The sequence below is a fragment of the Virgibacillus sp. MSJ-26 genome, from assembly GCF_018918075.1.
In the GTDB taxonomy this organism is placed as follows: Bacteria; Bacillota; Bacilli; order Bacillales; family Amphibacillaceae; genus MSJ-26.
Window position 1 is genome coordinate 275,507 of sequence record NZ_JAHLPW010000002.1, and the last position, 22,547, is coordinate 298,053.

General features: G+C 38.3%; 16 protein-coding genes. 14 read left to right on the forward strand and 2 right to left on the reverse strand.

The features are described from left to right. The first annotated feature begins 20 nt into the window (after positions 1-20). From lpdA to manA, 11 genes are all read left to right on the forward strand, one after another. Complete coding sequence (gene lpdA / locus KQI49_RS01800) at positions 21-1,394, forward strand: dihydrolipoyl dehydrogenase (RefSeq protein WP_216486226.1); 1,374 nt, start codon at positions 21-23, stop codon at positions 1,392-1,394. 16 nt (positions 1,395-1,410) lie between these two features. Then, complete coding sequence (locus tag KQI49_RS01805; RefSeq protein WP_305852311.1) at positions 1,411-2,358, forward strand: thiamine pyrophosphate-dependent dehydrogenase E1 component subunit alpha; 948 nt, start codon at positions 1,411-1,413, stop codon at positions 2,356-2,358. Between the two features lie 14 nt (positions 2,359-2,372). Then, complete coding sequence (locus KQI49_RS01810; protein WP_216486231.1) at positions 2,373-3,416, forward strand: alpha-ketoacid dehydrogenase subunit beta; 1,044 nt, start codon at positions 2,373-2,375, stop codon at positions 3,414-3,416. A gap of 27 nt (positions 3,417-3,443) precedes the next feature. Continuing rightward, positions 3,444-4,715, forward strand: a complete 1,272-nt coding sequence (locus tag KQI49_RS01815) for a dihydrolipoamide acetyltransferase family protein (RefSeq protein ID WP_216486234.1) — start codon at positions 3,444-3,446, stop codon at positions 4,713-4,715. 793 nt (positions 4,716-5,508) lie between these two features. Continuing rightward, positions 5,509-6,975 (forward strand): PTS fructose transporter subunit IIC, encoded by a 1,467-nt coding sequence (locus tag KQI49_RS01820; RefSeq protein ID WP_216486237.1) that lies wholly within the window; start codon positions 5,509-5,511, stop codon positions 6,973-6,975. A gap of 3 nt (positions 6,976-6,978) precedes the next feature. Next, positions 6,979-7,434, forward strand: a complete 456-nt coding sequence (locus KQI49_RS01825) for a PTS sugar transporter subunit IIA (protein ID WP_216486240.1) — start codon at positions 6,979-6,981, stop codon at positions 7,432-7,434. Between the two features lie 31 nt (positions 7,435-7,465). After that, positions 7,466-10,102 (forward strand): glycoside hydrolase family 38 N-terminal domain-containing protein, encoded by a 2,637-nt coding sequence (locus tag KQI49_RS01830; protein WP_216486243.1) that lies wholly within the window; start codon positions 7,466-7,468, stop codon positions 10,100-10,102. 49 nt (positions 10,103-10,151) lie between these two features. Further along, complete coding sequence (locus tag KQI49_RS01835) at positions 10,152-10,955, forward strand: MurR/RpiR family transcriptional regulator (RefSeq protein ID WP_216486246.1); 804 nt, start codon at positions 10,152-10,154, stop codon at positions 10,953-10,955. Between the two features lie 42 nt (positions 10,956-10,997). Continuing rightward, entirely contained in the window at positions 10,998-12,380 is a 1,383-nt protein-coding gene (locus tag KQI49_RS01840) for a glycoside hydrolase family 1 protein (RefSeq protein WP_216486249.1), read from the forward strand. Between the two features lie 49 nt (positions 12,381-12,429). Then, complete coding sequence (locus KQI49_RS01845; protein WP_216486252.1) at positions 12,430-13,329, forward strand: ROK family protein; 900 nt, start codon at positions 12,430-12,432, stop codon at positions 13,327-13,329. 38 nt (positions 13,330-13,367) lie between these two features. Beyond that, positions 13,368-14,315: a mannose-6-phosphate isomerase, class I gene (gene manA / locus KQI49_RS01850; RefSeq protein WP_216486254.1), complete on the forward strand. Its 948-nt coding sequence runs from the start codon at positions 13,368-13,370 to the stop codon at positions 14,313-14,315. A gap of 245 nt (positions 14,316-14,560) precedes the next feature. Here the strand turns inward: manA and KQI49_RS01855 are convergent, their stop codons facing one another. Together KQI49_RS01855 and KQI49_RS01860 are read right to left on the reverse strand one after the other, a co-directional pair. Continuing rightward, the gene (locus KQI49_RS01855) at positions 14,561-15,967 is read right to left on the reverse strand and encodes a YfcC family protein (RefSeq protein ID WP_216486256.1); all 1,407 of its coding nucleotides are present in this window, start codon (positions 15,965-15,967) and stop codon (positions 14,561-14,563) included. A 323-nt stretch (positions 15,968-16,290) separates the two neighbouring features. Further along, on the reverse strand, positions 16,291-17,487 hold the full coding sequence (locus KQI49_RS01860; protein WP_371817499.1) for a M20 family metallopeptidase: 1,197 nt from the start codon (positions 17,485-17,487) through the stop codon (positions 16,291-16,293). 753 nt (positions 17,488-18,240) lie between these two features. Here KQI49_RS01860 and KQI49_RS01865 point away from each other — a divergent pair. From KQI49_RS01865 to nrfD, 3 genes are read left to right on the forward strand one after another with little or no spacing between them, the layout of a single operon-like run. Continuing rightward, positions 18,241-20,610: a molybdopterin-dependent oxidoreductase gene (locus KQI49_RS01865; protein WP_216486261.1), complete on the forward strand. Its 2,370-nt coding sequence runs from the start codon at positions 18,241-18,243 to the stop codon at positions 20,608-20,610. An 11-nt stretch (positions 20,611-20,621) separates the two neighbouring features. Further along, positions 20,622-21,263, forward strand: coding sequence for a 4Fe-4S dicluster domain-containing protein (locus KQI49_RS01870; RefSeq protein WP_216486264.1), 642 nt, complete (start codon positions 20,622-20,624; stop codon positions 21,261-21,263). Next, complete coding sequence (gene nrfD / locus KQI49_RS01875) at positions 21,256-22,491, forward strand: NrfD/PsrC family molybdoenzyme membrane anchor subunit (RefSeq protein WP_216486267.1); 1,236 nt, start codon at positions 21,256-21,258, stop codon at positions 22,489-22,491. The genes KQI49_RS01870 and nrfD overlap by 8 nt, the downstream gene beginning before the upstream one ends. Positions 22,492-22,547: the final 56 nt, after the last annotated feature.

Here is a 22,547-nt window from a genome sequence, read left to right on the forward strand (position 1 = left end):
AAAGGTACCTGTACAAGTGAATGAAGAAAGGGGATGGTCAGTTGAAGAAATATGATGTCATAGTCATTGGTGCTGGACCCGGCGGATATGCTTCCGCTATAAGAGCAGCGCAATTAGGAAAAAACGTTGCAATTGTTGAAAAAGATAGAACAGGAGGTACCTGCTTAAACGTAGGTTGTATTCCATCTAAGGCGTTATTACACTTTGGGAAAACGATGGAAACTTTCAAAAAATCACAACAGTGGGGCTTTAAAACATCAAGTATCTCAGTGGACTTTGAACAATTAATGGGCCAAAAAAACAATGTAGTTAAAACATTAACATCTGGAATAGACTTTCTCTTAAAGAAAAATAAAGTTACTTTTTATCAAGGCGAAGCAGAAATCGCTGATGATTTGATAGTTAAAATAGGTGATAAAAAGATTAAAGGCAGCGACATCTTGTTAGCAACAGGCAGCAAACCTTTTGTTCCTAAGATTAAAGGTTTAGAAGCTACCGATTTTATGACAACGGATACATTCTTTAATATGAAGAATCAGCCTGACACATTATGTATCATCGGTGGGGGTGTGATATCTGTTGAACTGGCCACTGCAATGGCTGTATTAGGAACGAAAGTCACCATTATCGAAGTCGCAAACGATATATTGCTGACTGAAGATCCTGAAGCCCGTAAAACAGTGAAAGATCAAATGATAAAACAGGGTATTGAGATCTTTTCAGGTGCCGAAATTAATGAAGTTAAACAAGGGAAAATTCTGCTTGCTCGTGATAAGGTCGTTTCTTTTGACGCCTTGTTGGTTGCAACTGGAAGAAAACCTGTTGTGAAGTTGGCTCAAGATATGAATTTGGCGATGGATGAATCAAATCGTTTTGTAAAAGTTAATCATTTTTATGAGACAAGTCATTCTCATGTATATGCTGTAGGTGATCTGATTGGTGGATATCAGTTGGCCCATGCAGCGATTGCAGAAGGTATAGCTGCAGTACAGGCGATGGACGGCGTTAAAAAACACGTAAATCAAACGGAAATTCCTAGATGTGTCTACACCTTTCCTGAAATCGCTTCCATTGGAATGGATGAAACAACGGCTAAAGAAGCTGGTTATGATGTCCAAATATCTTACAGTAATTTGAGTAGTAATGGTAAAGCACTTGCTGATGATGAAGCGATTGGATTCCTAAAAATCATCTCCGAGAAAAAGTATCAGGAAATTTTAGGAGCGGTCGTGGTAGGTGACAATGCTACGGAGTTAATTGGCAGTATTGCAGGGGTGAAACATGCTGAAGGAACAGTAACGGAACTTGCTAATACCATTTGGCCCCATCCTACCATGTCCGAAATTATTGGTGAAGGCGCTAACACATTATATGATCAAGCGATCCATATGTAAAAAAGGAGGAGTAATGATGAATAAAGAAAAAGCTTTGTGGATTTATCAAAAAATGAATGAGATTCGTCATTTTGAAGAAGAAGTTCGCCGCATTTTTGCAAAAGGGGAAATCCCTGGGTTTGTACACTTATATGCAGGAGAAGAGGCAGTGGCGACGGGTGTTATGGCTCTGTTAGATGATGGTGACTATATTACGAGTACTCACCGGGGTCATGGACATGCCATTGCCAAAGGGTGTGATATTAAAAGAATGATGGCAGAAATTATGGGGAAAAAAGATGGTCTTGGCGGCGGTAAAGGTGGTTCAATGCACGTTGCAGACGTGGAAAAAGGGATGCTAGGAGCCAACGGGATTGTCGGTGGTGGCTTTGGCCTTGCTTCAGGTGCTGCATTGACGATTAAAACATTAAAGCAAGAGCATGTTGCTGTTTGCTTTTTCGGTGACGGAGCCGCTAACGAAGGTGTGTTTCATGAAGGATTAAATTTAGCTTCAATTCTTGATTTACCAGTTGTCTTTGTTTGTGAAAATAACCAATTTGGTGAAGGAACCCCTCATTCTTATGCGAGTGCATCTGAAACAATTTCAGAACGAGCAGTCGTTTATGATATGCCCGGGGTCCGTGTCGATGGTATGAAAGTGACTGAAGTTTATGATGCTACTCGAGAAGCAATCGAGCGAGCAAAAAAAGGTGAAGGCCCAACATTGATTGAATGCGACACTTATCGTCATTATGGTCATTTCGAAGGGGATGAAGAAAAGTATAAATCCGATGATGATATGAATAGAGACCGCGATCCGATTCCAGAGTTTAGAGAAAAGGCAATAGAAAAAGGTTGGTTAACCAAAAAACAAGCAGATGAAATTGAAGAACAAGCAGTTAAAACAATAAAAACGGCAGTTGAATTTGCTGGGTCTAGTCCATTACCTGATCTCGAATCTTTACATGAAGATGTTTTCGCATAAAAAAGGAGGAATGAATGACGATGAGAAAAATCTCTTATATGAATGCCATTACTGAAGCGATGGATATGGCTATGGATAAAGATGATAAAGTAATATTAATAGGAACGGATGTTGCCGGAGGGGCGGACGTCGATCACCTGGTCCAAGATGATGGAGTCCATGAAGATGCCTTTGGTGGGGTGTTTGGATTATCGAAAGGTTTAGTTGGAAAATATGGTAGAGAACGAGTGATTGACACACCAATCGCTGAGCATGGATATTTCAGTACGGCTGTTGGTGCTGCAGCTACAGGGTTACGTCCCATTTCAGAATTAATGTTTAATGATTTCGTTGGGTTTGTTTTAGATCCAATTTTAAACCAAGGTGCAAAAATGCGTTATATGTTTGGAGGAAAGGCTAAAATACCTTTAACTGTTCGGACGGTTCATGGGGCTGGAGTGGGTGCTGCAGCTCAACATTCCCAAACATTGTACGGGATGTTCGGTGCTATACCAGGTGTTAAGGTTGTCGTACCTTCGAATCCTTACGATGCAAAAGGATTAATGTTAGCAGCAGTTGAAGAAGATAACCTCGTTGTATTCTCAGAAGACAAAGCAATCTATGGAATAAAAGGAGAAGTACCTGAAGAGTATTATACGGTGGAAATTGGTAAAGCCAGAGTAGCAAGAGAAGGTCATGATTTATCGATCGTTGCAATTGGCAAAATGGTGCAAGTAGCAGAGGAAGTCGCAGAACAATTAGAAAAAGAAAACGTTTCTGTTGAAGTAATTGATTTACGTACGGTGGCACCTTGGGATCAAGAAACTGTTATCGAATCAGTTAAAAAGACTGGTAGATTAGTCGTCATGGATGAAGCTAATCCACATAACAACACTGCAACTGATATTGCATCAGTTGTTGCAGATAAGGCGTTTGATTATTTAGATGGTCCTATTAAAACCGTTTGTGCACCGAATACACCAGTTCCTTTTGCAAGGAATCTTGAACAAGCGTATATCCCTGATGCCAGCAAAGTTCTGGATGTAGCAGACGAGTTAATTTTTGATTTGAAAAAGTAGTTTATTAATGTAGGAGGTGACCATGTTATGAGTGAAAATATTGTAATGCCAAAATTAGGAATGACCATGACAGAGGGGACAATAGAAGAATGGCATAATGAGGTTGGTGAAACTGTTAAAGCAGGTGATCCCGTTTTAACAATCAGTTCGGAAAAACTAACACAAGATGTCGAGGCTCCAAGTTCAGGTGTTTTACTCTCCCAAGTTATAAAAGCTGGAGACGAAGCACAAGTTGGTGAAGTGATTGGAGTCATTGGGGAGGAAGGCGAAGATCCATCGGGTACCACTGAGGAACCTATAGAAGATCAAGATGATAATATAGAAAATACAGCAGAACCGGATTCAAATCTAAAAGAAAAAACAGTATCTTATGAGTCGGAATCTAAACAAATTACAAAAGATTCATCAGCTGAACAAATTTTTATCACACCATTGGCGAGAAAAATGGCCGGTGATAAAAACTTAGAAATTGAGTTGATCAAAGGGTCAGGCGGAAACAATCGGATTACTAAGTTAGATATTCAGCGGGTTGAAAACCAGGGTTATGATTATGCAAAAGAAAAGCAAGCGGCGGGTTCAGCCCAAGCCTATGGCACGCCTGTTGAATCAATTGGGGAAGGACTTCCTTCTATGCGTAAAGCGATTGCCAAAAACATGCGTGAGAGCTTAGCAAATTCAGCACAGTTAACGTTACACCGAAAAGCCAGTGCTGACAAAATAATAGCGATGCAAAAAAAATTACGGAATGACATTGAAGAAACAGATTTGGATATTAGATTAACAATTACCGTGTTAATTGCTCGAGCGACTGTTCTAGCGTTACAAGATTATAAGAAGATGAACTCTACTTATAATGACGGAGAACTTATTGAATATGATGAGGTCCATTTAGGGATCGCCAGTTCATTAGAGGAAGGGCTTGTAGTCCCTGTTGTAAAAAATGCTCATCAAAAGACCATAGGAAATCTTGCAAAAGATATTAAATCTGTCTCCACTCATGCAAGAGAAGGTACAGCTAGCGGTGATTTATTGTCAGGCTCCACATTTACTATAACTAATATGGGTGCAACAGGCATAGAATACTTTACCCCTATACTCAACGCACCTGAATCTGGCATACTTGGAGTGGGAGCATTACAAGAAGAATTAACCTTAAATGATGATCAAGAAGTTGTCTTAGAGAAGAAAATTCCGTTCAGTTTAACATTCGATCATCAAATTTTAGACGGGGCTGACGCAGCAGAATTTTTAAGTGTTTTAATTAAATACATCGAGTCTCCCAATCTACTAGTCTTATAAAAATCTATAGTGACTTAAAACAAACCCCAATTAGTGAGTTACTGAAATAGCTCTAATTGGGGTTTGTTTTGCTAAGGAGTGAGTCAAGAAAACATGAGTAAGACTTTATTTCGTGAGGTAATGGGATGACTCAATTAACGCTATTTTAACATTTGAAACATAGAGTCATGTGTTGGCCTCCTGGGTGGATAAACCCCGCTATACCACTATATGTTTGTACAATATGGACATATTCAGTCTCCGATGAAAGAACGGTTGTGATGATCGAAAAAGATTATCATAACCGTTTTTAAAAATTCCTATAAAAAGAATAATCTATATTAGTAATTCTTAAAGTAAATGAGCTAGGTGTTTGTCATCGATGTTTGCTTTCTCAGATAATTGTTTAAGTGTTAATCCCTCTTTTTTTGTGGATATGTTTTCCTAATATATTTAAGAATAGTTTCTTTATCCCTATTTTTCTCATTCGTGGTTGATTGTCCTTCTTGTTTAATTATCTTTCCGGAAGCCATGAATGAACATGTCCTATAGATTGACATAAAAATCCAGTCTTCCGTCCAAGTTAATGAAATTATTTTCATTAAAGAGGAGGTTTATTGATAGTTGAACCCGACTTGAATGAAAGTATTTACAAGAAAAGTATAGGGGAATATAATAATAATTGATTAGGAATAGCTGATTTATTATAAAAACTTATGAAAAGTTGATTTGTAAGGATACAAATTAAAGAATTAATAGCATTATACGCAGTAAAACAACAATCATAAGGCAAAATTTGAAAGGTGGACTACCTATGTCACAAAAGAAAATTGTCGGGGTTACAGCCTGCTCGGCTGGAATAGCGCACACTTATATGGCTGCTGAATCCCTTGAGAAAGCGGCGGAAGAAAAAGGGTATCAGGTAAAGATAGAAACACAAGGTTCTATCGGTGTTGAAAATGGTTTGACAGACCAAGAAATTGAAGAAGCTGATGTAGTTATTTTAGCTGTTGAAATAAATATTGATATGTCTCGATTTAACGGAAAACGAGTCATGCGTGTTAGGGCATCTGAAGCGATTAAAAATTCTAATGAAGTGATTGAAAACGCTTTAAATGACGCAACTGTTTACGGTGAAAAAGGTGCGAAGGCTGGAGTAGCAAAGATGGGAAACACTAAAGAAGGTGGCTTTTTCCAACATATCATGGCAGGTATCTCCTACATGATTCCTATGGTCATTGCTTCTGGTCTCATCTTAGCAATCGCAAACGTATATGCTTTCCAGCGGGATGAAGCAGGACGTATTATTGAGTGGGGTTTTGATACATCTACGGCAATGGGCGGATTAATGTCTAACCTGTTTGAGGTTGGGCAAGTTGGATTCTTATTAATGATACCGCTTTTTGCAGGATTTGTTGCAAACTCTATTGCAGGAAAGCCGGCTATTGCCGCTGCAATGATAGGAACCTATATTGCTAATGATGCTGAATTACTTGGTGGAGAAGCTGGAGGAGGATTTTTAGCGGCGATTCTTGTTGCTTTTGCTGCAGGATATTTGGTAAACCTACTTAAAAAGATTCCTTATCCAAAATTGATTCAACCCATTGTTCCGATAATGCTGATTCCTTTTGTAAGTACCTTAATAATAACATTATTAGTGTTTTACGGTATAGGAAATCCGATGGCGTCTATGATGGATTTCTTGTATGAAGGTCTAACGACGTTAAATGAAAATTATGCTGCAGCACCTGTTATTGTTGGTGTTATTATAGGAGCGATGGTCGGTTTTGATTTAGGAGGACCACTTAATAAAACAGCTCTTGTCTTTGGTACGGCAGTATTTACTGACACGGTGGCTAAATATGGAATTGAAGGGGCGAATTTTGTTCCTCAAACAGCAACACAAGCCGCTATTTCTGTTGCACCTCTTGGAATTTGGTTAGCATCTATCTTATTTAAGAACAAATTCTCGCCAACAGAAAAGGTCTCTGCAAACAGTGCGTTTGGAATGGGCATTGTTGGTGTAACAGAGGGGGCAATACCATTTGGCGCTCAAGATCCTATTCGAATGATTCCTGCATTTGTTGCGGGTTCAGCAGTCGCTGGTGGACTTGCTGCAGGATTAGGGATTAAGTTTTATGGTGGAATTGGTTCACCGTTAGGAACTTTTGTAGGTTATATTGAGCAACCTATACCATTTATTACTTGGATTTTTAGTGTTTTGATGGGGGTTCTTGTAACGGCATTAATTATAGGATTCACTAAGAAAAAGGTGGAATAAAAAATGATAAATGAAATTTTCGATATAAGTCAAATAGAGTTTAATTCTGATGTAAAAACAAAAGACGAAGCATTACAATTCATTGCCTCTTTTGCTGAGGAAGCGAGTGTTGTTAAATCTGCAAAAGCGTATTATAAAGGCTTGAAAAAAAGAGAAAAAGAAGTCACCACTGGTTTTAAAGATGGAATAGCCATTCCGCATTGTAAAAATAAAACAGTTAAAAAACCAGCACTATTCCTAATGAAATTTGATCAGCCAATTGAATGGGAGTCAATGGACGATAAACCTGTTCATATAGCATTTGCGTTGGCGATTCCTGAAGGGAAGAATGATGACCATCTAAGAGCATTGAGTACGATTTCTCGAGCGCTTATTGATGAAAATTTTGTGAATGATATTCTAAATGCTTCATCAAAAGAACAGATGTATCAATTGATTAAAGAAAAGCTAAGTAATTAAAATATGAGAATGATTTTAGGTAGGGTGTTAAATGAAAAAGATTCATGTAATCGCACATACACATTGGGACTATGAGTGGTACTTTACAAGTAATGAGTCATTCATACAACTTTGTTATCACGTAGATGAAGTGATTGAAGCTTTGGAAAAGAACGTTTTAGATTATTATATGCTAGATGGACAAATGAGCATTGTTGAAGATTATTTAGAAGTAAATCCAGATAAAAAAGAACGACTTATGGCTCTCATTAAAGAAGGTAGATTAAAAGTAGGGCCTTGGTATACTCAATCAGATCAAATGATTATTCGAGGTGAATCACTTGTCCGTAATTTACAGATCGGGTTGGAACTAGGTGATTCGTTAGGTGGAGCAGACCGTTTAGGATATATTCCCGACGCGTTCGGACAGTCGATTGACATGCCTAAAATATTTTCACAAATGGGAATAGATAAAGCTGTGTTTTGGAGAGGTCTATCATCTGACAAGCGTCAACAACGCGAATTTTTTTGGGAGTCTGAGGATGGTAGCAGTGTCTTAGCTTACAACATAAAAGATGGATATTTTGTAGGGGTTCAACTTATTGAAACAGATGATAGTGAGGCACTTATGAACCAAATAAAAAAAGATACGACAGCTTCCCATATCGCTTTACCAGTAGGTGGGGATCAAAGGTATGTTGACTTCAATTTAAAAGAACGAATTAATAAATATAACAATAACTTAACAGATGATCGATTAATAGAAAGTAATTATGATTACTTGTTTGAGGAAATTAAAAATGAAAATCAAGATTTGCCGACGGTTCAGGGTGAACTTCTCAATGCAGAAGTATCCAAAATCCATCGTTCTATTTATTCTTCTAGATATGATCATAAATATCTAAACGATAAAGTTGAACGGAGATTAATCTATCAAGTGGAGCCCTTGTTAGCTATTGCTGACCAAGTTGGTGTTCCATATAAACAAGATTTGGTCGATAGGATTTGGAAAATTGCTTTACGGAATCATGCTCATGACAGTGCTGGTGCATGTAATAGTGATAAGACAAACCAGGCAATTTTGCAACGTCTACTCGATGCGGATCAACTTTCTTATTCACTTGTCGATTATTTAACAAGAAAGATTAGCGAATCAAGAAAAGATATAAAGGATAATCAAATAACCGTATTTAATACATTGCCTGTAAGACGGAAACAGGCTTTCCGATTAAAAGTTTCATTGAAACAACCGGACTTTGCTATTTACCATAAAGGAAAAGAAGTATTTTATGAAATTATTAATACCGAAAAACATTCAAACGATCCAATTCGTAAAGCGGTGGACCCTTCATCAGAATCCTATTATTTTGAAAAAGAGATAGTGGTTCAACTAGACTTAGCTCCACTAGGTTATGAAGTTATAGATATAGTTGAAGGAGAAAAGGGTTCTGTTAAGCAACGAGATGAAAATGTAAAAGAAACCGAAAGTCAGATTGAAAATAACTATTATAAAATAGTTTATGAAAATGGAAAAATCAATCTGTATGACAAGGTAGAAGATAGATGGTTTAATGATTTCCTATCTGTAGAAGATTCGGGAGATGATGGGGATAACTATGATTATTCTCCACCATTACAAGACAAAGTTATTTCTTTAGATTTTTCCGAAGGTGTTACCAAGTCTCTACAAGGGGAACTAGAAAGCACTTTCTATCTCACTGGTACGTTCCATGTACCATTTAATCAAGAGGAACGTACGAATGATGAATATCATGCTGAAATTCCATATATTTGTAGTATTTCTTTAAAAAAGGATGAGAAAGCTATTGATGTTCATTTAGATATGGAGAATAGAGCATTGGATCATCGTATGCGTCTTATTATTAATGGAGATATACAAACAGAAGAAAGTATTGCAGATTCTCCGTTTGGAACGATTCATCGTCCTGTCGTTGATCCAAACCTAAAAACTTGGCAGGAAAAAGGTTGGAAAGAGGAACCTACAGGAATTTATCCAATGTTGAATTTCGTTAATATCCATGATGAACAGAAAAGTATTACTGCATTTTCCAAAGGAGTTAAAGAATATGAGGTTATTGGTACAGACCATAAAAAGCTTGCACTCACCCTGTTTCGTGCGGTAGGTTATTTAGGAAAGCCTGATTTAGTGAGAAGACCTGGTGTAGCTTCAGGGAACCAATTTAAGTATATTGAGGCACCAGATAGTCAACTACAACAAAATCTTAAATTTAAGTTTTCTATCACAGTGGGTAAAGATTTCTCGAAGGCTGACGCTTTCCATCATTATCATCAATACGCAGTAAGTGTCCCATTCTATCAACAACAATCACTAAACCAATTTACAACTACTTTAAAGTATTTCGTCATGCAACCTTTAAATGAGCAAGTCCCCAATGATGTATCCTTATTAGACGGGACGAAGGTGAAAAAAGTCGTCTATAGCTCGTTTAACAAATCTAGAGATGGAAAAGGATTTATTATACGATATTTCAATCCTACTGACGAAAACATTCAAAATGCTGGTGAAATCAATTCTCAGAAACAAATGAGCTGGACATTTACAAATATGGTTGAAAATAGAAATGAGAATCCCCTCACTCAAAGTAATACCATAGAGTTAGGCGAATTTAAACCTAAAGAAATTAAGACAATTTTTATCCAATTTTAATTGATCTGAAGTTATTGAAACGAAATGAAATGTAAATGGGTGATAACCATTGATAAACAGTGATCTCTTTCTTATCATTGAAAGTTCTAAATTAAAATTCACAGCAGCAGATGAGCAGATAGCCGATTATTTTTTAAATGGCAAACCGCCACTTAAACAATCGGCTCTCGCTCAAAAAATAAATGTGTCCTCTGCTTCTGTTACACGATTTAGTAAAAAATTAGGCTTTGAAAACTATAAAGAATTAATGTATTTTTATCGAAAAAAGTTAGAAAATTATTCAGATGACAGTAGTAGTGTCACGTCTAATTTACAATTTCGATATAAAGAGTTGATTAATGAAATAGATGAAAGGCTTGAGATAGAGGATATTAAAACTGTTTGTAAACATATCAAAGACCATCAAATCATTCATATATTTGGTTTAGGTTTAAGTGCTATTGCAGGAGAGGACTTTAAGTTCCGTTTTACAAGAATAGGAAAATATGTAGAAGTTGTACAAGATTATGATTCCATTGAAATGATTTCCTCTTTGCTAACTGGCGAAAATTTACTTATTTATTTGTCGTTACGTGGAGAAAATCAACATGTGATTCAATCATTAAAAGACTTGAAAGAAAAGGGAGTTTTCATCATTATCATTACTTCGAATCAATCGGAGGAGATAAATGAATTAGCTGATGTTACGCTACTAACATCAAATATAAAAAATTCTAGTGGTGCAGGACAAGTTTCTGGCCAAATTCCTTTGCTTATTTTAATTGATATGATTTATTCGCAGTATATTAGTATGTATAGAGAAAATGTAAGTAAGTGGATAGAAACCGAGCATGCTTACTTACAGGGTCATTAATAAAGTAATTGTGGTTTATTAGAAGGATTGAGGTGTGAGAGAATGACAAAAAGTTATATGTTTCCTGACAATTTCAAATGGGGTGCAGCGGCCTCAGCAACACAAACCGAAGGAGCCGCTAATTCTGGTGGAAAAGCTAAAAACATTTGGGATTATTGGTATGAAATAGAACCTGAACGATTTCATAAAGGTGTAGGCCCTCAAGATACCTCTACTTTTTACCAGCATTATAAAGCAGATATTAAACGCATGAAAGATGTTCATTTTAATTCATTTCGACCATCAATTTCTTGGTCTAGACTTATCCCAGATGGGGTCCATGTTAATCAAGAAGCAGTTGACTTCTATAACGACATGTTTGATGAACTTCAAAAAAATGACATTGAATCAATTGTGAATTTGTATCATTTTGATATGCCCTTAAACATGCAAAACAAAGGTGGATGGGAAAACCTAGAGGTAGTAGAAGCATTTAAATATTATGCGGAAACTGCCTTTAAATTATTTGGACATAAAATTAAAAAATGGACAACATTTAATGAACCAATTGTTCCAGTGGAAATGGGTTATTTAAACCATTTTCATTATCCTTGTGTAGTAGATATGAAACGAGCAGTAGTTGTCGCTTATAATTCAATGCTAGCAAGCGCAAAAACAATTCAAGCTTATCATGAATTAAATCAAGGCGGCGAGATTGGGATTATTTTAAATTTAACCCCATCTTATCCGCGCAGTGAATCAGAAGGAGATTTGAAGGCGAGCCAGATTGCTGACTTACTTTTCAATCGTAGCTTCTTAGATCCATCTGTTCATGGGATCTATCCTGAGGAGCTAATTGAACTCCTTCGTGACTATGAATTACTTCCTCAAACAGACAAAAAAGACATCGAACTTATTAGAAATAATACGGTGGATTTTTTAGGTGTGAATTATTATCAACCGCGACGGGTCAAAGAGAGGGAAAGTGAGTATACGTCAGATAAAGTTTTACCAGAAATGTTCTTTGTACCTTATATATGGCCTGAACGTCGTATGAATCCATACCGTGGATGGGAAATTTATGAAAAAGGCCTTTACGATATTGCGATGAATATAAAAGATAACTATGGAAATATACCATGGTATGTGGCTGAAAATGGTATGGGTGTTGAAAATGAGGAAAGATTTCTCGATGAAACAGGTATGATTCAAGATGATTACCGTATTGAATTTTATAAAGAACATTTAAAATGGCTCTATAAAGGAATCAGCGAAGGGTCTAATTGTTTTGGGTATCATGTATGGACATTTATGGATAACTGGTCCTGGTTAAATGCTTATAAAAACCGTTACGGCCTTTACCGTGTAGATTTAGAAACGCAAGAGCGATCTCTTAAGAAGAGTGGCCAATGGTTTAGCAATGTAGCTAAAGAGAATGGCTTTTAAATCTAATTTAAAATGTACTAATGAATGATTTTAAAGGTGGCACAAGAACATGAAAAATATTCTTGCTTTCGACATTGGTGGAACTAATATTAAATATGGACTATTAAATTCAGATGGTGATATTCTTTACAAAAATATTGTGCAAACACCATCTACATTAGAAGCCATGTTATCCTTTATCAAAGAAAAAGCTCAGGAACATTCAAATAAAAGTATAGAAGGTATCGCTATTAGTTCGCCAGGTTCAGTTACCGATGAAGGTACTGTTGGAGGTGGGAGCGCTATTCCCTATATCCATGGTCCAAATATAAAGCATCTGATAGAAAAAGAAACAGGTTATAAAACGGAAATAGAGAATGATGCAAATTGTGTAGGCTTGGCTGAAGTGTGGAAAGGTGCTGCCAAAGGGAAAAAAGATGTAGCTGTTATCGTGATTGGAACGGGTATAGGCGGTGCCATCATAAAGGATGGCATTATCCATAAAGGAAACAGTTTGCATGGTGGAGAATTTGGCTACATGATACTTAATCCACATAATTTAGGGAGTGGCATGAATACTTTTAGCGAAGTAGCTTCCACATACTCTATTCTAAAGCGCGTCGCATTAAAAAAACAAGTTGACATCTCTTCCTTGTCAGGAAAAGAAATCTTCGCACTGGCTGAGCAGGGGGACGACATTTCAAAACAGGCAATTTCCGAATTCGTTACCATGTTATCGATTGGACTATATAATATCCAGTATGCTTTTGATCCAGAACTGATTTTAATAGGGGGAGGAATTAGTGAGCGGCACGATTTGATTTGCCGATTAAAAAAGGAATTAAGCCGCATCATTTCCGTGGTAGATGTCGCCTCTATAACGCCAAGTATTGACCGATGCGCATTTCATGCAGATGCAAATTTAGTTGGTGCAAGTTATCATTTCTTGCAAAAAAGAAGACAGCAATAAAAATATCTAGTTATGTCAATTGTGACGGAGGAATGTAAATGTACAGAGAACCAATTTTCTTAAAGCCTGTTTTCCAAGAAAGGATTTGGGGTGGAGAAAAATTAAAGCAAGAATATAATTATGATATTCCATCCAAGCATACGGGAGAAGCTTGGGTTATCTCCGCACATCCCAACGGCCCAAATGTCATCGAAAATGGGTTTTTAGCGGGCAAAACACTTGCCGAAGCGTGGAATAGTCATGGAGAGTTATTTAATAAGAAACAAGAAGACTATCCTTTACTCGTAAAAGTATTGGATGCAAATGATAACTTGTCCGTTCAAGTCCATCCAGATGATACATTTGCTAGGGAAGTGGAGAAGCAACCATACGGTAAAACGGAATGTTGGTATGTGTTAAGCGCTGAACCTGATGCTGAATTGGTATTAGGTCACCATGCTAAGACACAAGAAGAGCTTGAAAAAATGATGGATCATGAAGAATGGGATCAATTACTTAATAAGGTAAAAGTCAAGGCTGGTGATTTTTTCTACGTACCAAGCGGAACGATTCATGCTATTGGTGAGGGTATTGTTATTTTAGAAATCCAACAAAGCTCTGATATCACCTACCGGGTATACGATTATGACCGGACCGATGCAGATGGAAACAAAAGAGAATTGCATCTTGAAAGATCCAAACAGGTAGCAACTGTTCCACATCAACAAATAAAGTTAGCTAGAGACGTTCAACAAAGCGACGGATTAAAGATCACAACTTTGGTACAAGAGGAATATTTTTCTGTGTTTCATTGGCAATTAAATGGGAAGGCAGAACAGGAAATGACTACAGACTTCCTGCAAATCAGTGTGATTGAAGGAAAAGCAGAGCTTACAACTAACGAAAGCACAGTGCATGTAGAAAAAGGAGAACATTTCATTTTGCCCTATGGCATGGGATCATATAGATTGTCAGGTGAGGCGGAGATGATTGTATCGCATAGTTAGAGAGAGTAATATGAAAGTCATTATGCTGATGTATTGTTTAATACTTTAGAAATTAAGTTTGATTGTCGATAGCAACTATTGAGTTCTTGATGATTAAAAAGACTGGCGGTGTCATCCGAATATTTAGGTGACCGCTAGTCTTTTTTTGTGAAATATTGGAAACTTGACATTATATAGACAGAATCTCGGTAAAAGATACTGTCTATATTAAAAACTATTGCCCCGACAGGGAACCTGCTTCTTTATCAAAACGTCCAAATAAACTGATGGGCTATGATTAATAGGACTGCACCTATGGCATATTGAATCACAATGAGCGGGAACAACCAGCGAATCCATTTTATCCAAGAAATTTTGGCGATTGCTAAAGAACCCATAACAATACCAGATGTTGGTATAAATACATTCGAAATGGCGTCTCCTAGTTGAAAGGCAAAGACTGCTGTTTGTCGGCTGACCCCTGTTAAATCAGACAGTGGGGTCATGATAGGCATCGTTAAAGCTGCCTGACCACTACCAGATGGGACAAGAAAATTCATGACAATTTGTACGACATACATGCCTATGGCAGAAAAGCTCGTTGGCAAGTTTTTCACCCATGTCGAAACGGTATATAAAATCGTATCAATGGTAGAGGTTTCTTGAAGTACGACAAGAATTCCATAAGCAAATCCGACTGAAACGGCAGCGAGAACGATGTCTTTACATCCGTCAACGAATTTCTCGGCAATTTGATTTGCCCGCATGCCATAAACGATACCGGCAATGATTCCCATAATTAAGAATAGAGCGGACATTTCTATGATATACCAATCAAAAAGCATGACACCTGCAGCAAGGCTGACAATTGTGAGTAAAAACAGGGCAATGATGAAAATATGTCTGTGTAATAGCTTCACTCCATCGGTGTTTTCCATGTTAAGTGATTGATCAAGGTGATACATGGTACTTTTGATTGGATCTTTTTTAATCTTGATAGCATAGAACATGACAAAGGCGATACCTAATCCTGTGTATAATAACCATATCAATATTCTGAATCCGATTCCTGAAAAGAGTGGGAGTTCAGCGATTCCTTGGGCAACGCCAATGGTGAACGGGTTCAGAAAAGCACCGGCATACCCGGAATAAACACCGACGAGGACCATGGCGACACCAACGATAGAATCAAAACCCATTCGGAGTGCAAGGGGAATGGAGATTAATACAAAAGGAATCGTTTCTTCAGACATCCCAAATGTCGCTCCACCAAGGGAATAAAGGGTCATGACAATTGGGATAATAATAATCTCTTTTCCTTCTAGTTTATTAGAAATCCAAACGAAGCCCGAATCAATTGATCTAGTAGCGTTCAGGATGCCAAAAGTCCCACCAATAATTAAGATGAAAGCAATAATATCTGCGCCCTCGACGATACCTTTATGAAACAGTTGGAACACGTCAAAAAAATCGATTGTGGTTCTTTCTACAGCGTGATAGGTACCATCAATGACCTCTAACCTTCCATCGCTGGTTTCTCCACGTTCATATTCACCAGCAGGAATAAAGTGGGTTAGAATTGCAACGAGAACAATGATACCAAATAAAAGAACAAAAACATGCGGGAACTCAAAGTTCTTTCTTTTCTGTGCGTTACTTGTCGCCTTTTCCATTGAATCTTCCTTTCAAGGGTCCAATTGATTTTGTCTTAGATATGACACATGCATTTTTAAATGATGTAGCACTCTCGCATTCTTTCTTTCTATTTTTTATGATTGTATAGCGTACTATGACATTAAAGTTTCTGTGGGTGACTTTATACTAATTGGCCACGTCCAGCGCAGGGCGCCCAGCAACTAGCGAGACTTCCTTCACCTCATGACAAGATAAGTCAACATCGGTTCAAGACAATAAGGAAGGCCGACTAAAATCAGCCTTTGCGACTAACGTCGGCATACCCCTTTTGCAGGGGCATGTTTCCTTTATCTCCTTCGGCTCAGTCCAGTCCGTACGTTGCTAACCGGGCGCCCGCGCTTTTGTTATTATCGAATTCTTGTTTGATTGTCTCTAGTAATTTAGAATCGGTCAGGATATCATAGCCTGTTTGAGCGAGGGACAGGACACCCTTTTTAATAAACGCTCGGCCGTCTTCGGTGACTGTTTTATCCGCAAAACGTTTCGTATGAGGAACTAAACTCTTGTCATTCATACCAATTATGGGATGGATCGCTGGTACGACTTGACTGACATTCCCAATATCACTTGAACCGGAGGGCTTATCCTTAGTTTGAATCGGCTCATTCGTCACGGTGCGCAAGTTTTTCATGAATTGCTTGGATAAATGCTGATTCGTGACCAGGTTATCATTACTAAGTTCATAATTGGATAGCTCAACAGTCGTGCCAGTCATAGCGGCCGCTCCATCGGCAATGTGTTTTACTTTTTGGACAACCTCATTCAACGTACGACGTGTTTCCGCCCGAAAATAAAACTGAGCCACGGCATAGTCTGGAACAACATTGGCGGCTGTCCCCCCTTCTGAGATAACGCCATGCATCCGAACGTCAGGTGTGACATGTTCACGTAACGCATTGATTCCATTGAAAAGTTGAATGACCCCGTCTAAGGCATTAATCCCTTGCTCTGGTGCTGCCGCAGCGTGTGACGTTTTTCCAGTGAAGGCAAATTGGATCGCATCAAGTGCTAAGGTTGCTCCGCTTTCCTCAGATACGCCACCAGGATGAGCCATCATCGCGACATCGATATTATTAAAAATACCTTGTTCCGCCATGAGTACTTTTGCTCCGTCTGATTCTTCAGCGGGTGTGCCTAAGACAATGACTGTCCCACCCGTCTGTTCCATAATTTTACTTAGCGCAATGCCCGCTCCCATACTTGTCACGGCTATAAGGTTATGGCCACAGCCATGTCCGATGCCTGGTAATGCATCATATTCCGCCAGATAGGCGATGGTAGGGCCGGGCAGGTCACTCGTATAGGTGGCACGAAAAGAAGTAGGTATATTATTAAGTCCCTCTTCAATCTTAAAATTATTTTTCTTCAGGTAATTGACGAGTAACTGCTTCGACTTAAATTCTTCGTTCCCGAGCTCAGGGTGTTGATACAACTCTTCACTGATATGAACTAAATCATCTTTAATCGACTTAAACTCATTAAGAAACTTTTCCATAATTCATTTCCCCCTCATAAATTTTAGTGATAAAAAGTCACCTTCAAAATATCATTTAATCTATAAAACTATGTTTCGAGCATCCCCCAGTCATCTATTGAAAAACCGGTGTATGTTTATACCTTTTTATGGATAAGTATACATACATTTGTATAAAAATACTTCCGCAATAAAGCATAATGGCATAACTAAACCTAATTATAACGGATGTAACCAGATGATTAAGCTTGTTTAGATGTTGAGGCGTTTTTGATTTATGTATTAATATACATTACTGTGTTATAAACGTCAACTGAATTTTGAAGGGATTTTATCTGAGTGATAACATACCTTCATTTTTACTATGTTTATCATCGTTTTCCAGTGAGGGGGGAATTCCCCAGGCTGAATAGGGAATTTCCCTGATATCTGTTTCTCTCTGTCTGTCTTACAATAAAGATAGATGACTTGATGCAAGGGAGGACACCACATGCATGCGAAAGGAGAAGCACTAACCCAATTGAAATTTAATCACCCGGTCACTTGCTTCACATATTGCGCATCCTATGTTTTTCACGCTGTGCGGATTATTCCCTTCAATATTAAGGGGATGCTCTAGTTAGTGAAATGAAAGCGTTTTGGTGAATGATGAAAAACTATGTGAATTCATTCCTATTTAAGGTATGAATAAACTACAAATGACTAAGTTAAAAAGTGCAATAATTGCAGCTTGAAACTAAGCAGTTAGATAAAAGTAAAATGAAAAGAGGGTTCGATATGAGAATTTCAAGAAGAAATTTTATTAAAGCGGGGGCGGCTGGTACGGCAGGGTTAAGTTTATCTGGTCCTGCAGTTTCTCGGAAGTGGTTTAAGACAGCTGCTGCAAAAGATTCTGATCCGAGTGAAGTGTTGAAGTACACGTACCATACACCAAACTGTGGTGGACGTTGTGCCTTTATATGTCATGTTCGAGATGGCAAGCTATCTCTCATTGAACCAAATACATGGGCAGATCCAAAATTCTCGACAATTTGTTTAAGAGGAATTAGTGAAATTGAGCGTGTTTATAGTCCTGATCGCATTCAGACTCCGCTCAAGAGAGTTGGTAAAAGAGGCGAAGGTAAGTTTAAACCTATTACGTGGGACGAGGCGCTGACAACCATTGCAGATAATTTGAAATCACTTATTGATGAATATGGTAGTGAATCTGTTTTAATCAGTATGTCATCTGGCGTCGAGCATGATTACAAGTTTTTAAGCCATTTATTAAAAACGCAATGGGTGTGTGAGCAAGGGATAGACGTTGGCCTCTCCAATGGATTGCTTAAATGTCTTGGTGGAGATGATGTTTACACGTATATGCAAAATGAAATTACGGACTGGGTGAACTCTTCAACGATTATTATACTCGGTGCGAATCCTCTTGAAACAACAATTACCGATTCCAAGTTTTTTATGAATGCAAAAGAAGCTGGTGCAAAAATGATTACGATTGACCCAGTTTATACGACAACGGCATCTAAATCCAATCAATGGATTTCAATTAAACCTGGCTCAGACGTTGCTCTGTTATTAGGGATGATTAGTACCATTATTGATAACGAATGGTACCAAGAGGATTATTTAGTGGACAATACCACGTCACCGTTTTTAGTAAGAAAAGATAATGGTAAGATGCTTCGCTTACATGACAATGATGAGGAGGATGTAAAGAAAAATCCTCACTTAATTTGGGATGAGAAAAGTGAATCAGCAAAACCTTACAACACAAAAGGTGTGAAGCCAGCTTTAGACGGTGAATTTACGGTAAATGGTGTGAAAGTGAAAACTGTCTTCCGCGCTATTAAAGAAAACCAAAAACAATATACACTTTCTTGGGCATCAGAAATGACGGAAATTGACGAAGACGTCATCTTCGAGCTGTCAAAAGACTACGCCACACGAGGTCCTGCTGTCATTGCTTGGGGATTCGGCGGCTTAGATAAGCTGGCTAATTCTGATATTGCCGGACATGCTGGAGGCATTCTCGGATCATTAACTGGAAACTTCGGTCGGGTTGGTGGTGGCGTTGGAGCGGTGACACACCATGCTTCCACATGGACTGCAGAATTAAACGAGTGGCCACTACCTGAACAATTTAAGGAAACACCACTTGAAGTACCGACTTCCGATTTTAGAGAAGGAAAAGGTTCTGTAAGAGCGGTTATTAACGTGGGTAATACGTTGCAACAACATTTTGCCAACATGAATAAAACAGAGGAATGGATTGACTCATTGGACTTCCTTGTCACGATTGATCCTTTCCATAATCCAAGTGCGGATTATGCTGATATTGTGTTACCGGCAAGTACGGCATTTGAGAGTGAGTATGATATCACCAATATGCAAATTAATCGCTCTCACGTTTTATTAGCAGAAAAAGTAATTGATCCTTTATTTGAAAGTAAATCTGATTTTCAGATAGAAAAAGAATTACTCGCTAAATTTGGCTTAGATAAGCACCATCCAAAAACACCGAGAGATTGGATAGCCCATAAACTAGATTCCGGTGATCCTGCCTTAGATGGAATTACGGTGGATAGTTTGATAGAAAACAAATTTACGATGCGTCTGAATGCACCGAAAGAACCTTATCGCGGTTATATGGACCAAATCTATGATACACCGACTGGAAAACTGGAACTATATACAGAGTCTTTCCTAGAATTTGACCAGTCACTTCCAAAATACGAAAATCCGGATGAAATTGTTGACGAAAAATTAAGGAAGAAATATCCACTACAATTTATTCAATCACGTTCACGTTACCATGTTCATTCTCAGTTTAATAATGTCGAATGGATCAGGCAATTCGACGGTGGCCCGAAATTAGAGATTAACCCGAAAGATGCGAAATCGCGTGGTTTAAAAACGGGAGACGTCGTTGAAGTGATGAATGACCGTGGCTTGATGAAAGCTGAATGTAAATTGACAGAAGCTATGCGGCCAGGTGTAGTGAGGATGCATGAGGGCTGGTGGACCAAGCATATGATTGAAGGTAACTTACAGACATTAACAAATGACCACTTTATGAAACGACAATATGACTTGAGAAACGGACCTGTCATTCCATTTAATGACACATTAGTTGAAGTAGCTAAAGTTTAGGAGGCGTAAAAATGACAAGAATGGGAATGGCTGTAGACTTAAATCGCTGTATCGGGTGTCAAACCTGTGCTCTTGCTTGTAAAATGCAAAATAATGTTCCGATGGGTATGCTCTGGAACCGCGTGCTAACAGAGAGTGATGAAGGAATTGACGGGGTGCAAGGCGTTTATCCAGATGTGGAAAAGACATATGTCCCTGTATCATGCCAGCACTGTGAGAATGCACCATGTGTAAAAGTTTGTCCAGTCGAAGCAACGTACAAAGATGAAAATGGACGAGTATTGATTGATTATGATCGCTGTATCGGATGTCGTTATTGTATGGCGGCTTGTCCGTATAACGTTCGCGTATTCAAATGGGAAGAAGCAATTCAAAATCCAAATTTCAGTTATGGAGATCCACGCGTGCCTGATCGTAAAGTAGGTGTGGTGGAAAAATGTTCGCTTTGTAAAGAACTAACAGATGATGGGCAGGAGCCTAGATGTGTGCAAACCTGTCCGGCAGAAGCACGTATCTTTGGAGATTTAGATGATCCCGAGAGTACCATTTCCCGCTATATTCGTGAAAATGATGCAGAAGTATTGTTGGCTGAAAAAGGCACTAAACCGAGCGTCTATTATATAGGTTTGAATGGAGGGAAAGTGGATGTCTAAGTCAGTTAAAGTAAACATTACCATTGGTGTACTAGTTACCTTAACACTCATTGGATTCAGTGCTTTAGCCTATCAAACTATCCATGGGCTTGGTGGCACAGGAATGAATAACGTGGTTTCCTGGGGATTATACATTATCATGTTTATGTTTTTTGTCGGATTGTCGGCTGGAGGATTAATTGTCTCCTCCTCTGCTACCGTTTTTAACATCCCGTCGTTTAAAGTCGTTGCAAAACCTGCTACGATTTTATCGACCGTTTGTGTTGTGTTAGCAGGGCTCTTTATTATGGTGGATTTAGGAAGTCCATTCCGCATGTTGAACTTGCTCTTGCACGGACAATTTAAATCACCGCTAATGTGGGACGTTGTCGTTATTTCTATCTATCTAGGAATCAACGTCGGTTATTTAATTTTAATGATGATGAAAAATCCAAATCAGAAATTGTTAAATGCTATGTCTTATATCGCACTGCCAGTGGCGATTCTGGTTCACTCGGTCACAGCATGGATTTTTGGACTGCAAATTGCTCGTGCTGGTTGGTATAGTGCCATCATGGCTCCATTATTTGTATCGTCAGCTTTAGACTCTGGCTTAGCTCTGTTGTTAATCGTCCTCGTTCTTTTAAGGACATTAAAGGTGTTTCATGTAGAAAACTCACTGATTACGAAGCTTGCTGGACTTCTCTTCATTTTTGTTGCTGTGGATGCGTATTTGATTTTTTCAGAAGTATTGACGATGTATTATCCGCAAGAAGCATCAACAATGCTTGTGTTAAATGAGATGTTAAGCGGATCAATGGCGCCGTTTTTCTGGGGAGAAATCATATTAGGTCTTGCTATTCCACTTGCTATATTATTATTTAGGAAAAATCGTCAACGTATCAGTTTAGTTGTATTATCGTCTGCCTTAGTCGTTGTTGGCGTCTTCTGTAAACGTTTCTGGCTCGTCATATCATCATTTATGTATCCAAATGTGGGTGGATCACCAGGTGTTACCACTGGCCAATACATTCCGAGTAACGACCCGTCTGTCGTCAACAGTATTTGGGCCTCCGTTGGTCACTATTGGCCTACCCTGTTGGAAATGTTAGTCGTGGTAGGAATCCTTTCCTTAGGTGTTCTCATGTTTATGGCTCTCACTCGTCTCATTATTGGAAAAGAGGGTGTTGAAAAAACAAACTCTGAAAAAACGGATCTTAATGTACCATTGCAAGAAATGCCACAATAATATGACAAGGCGTTGTCATCATGGGCAAGCGTGTATAGAAATCCTTGGTAAAATAT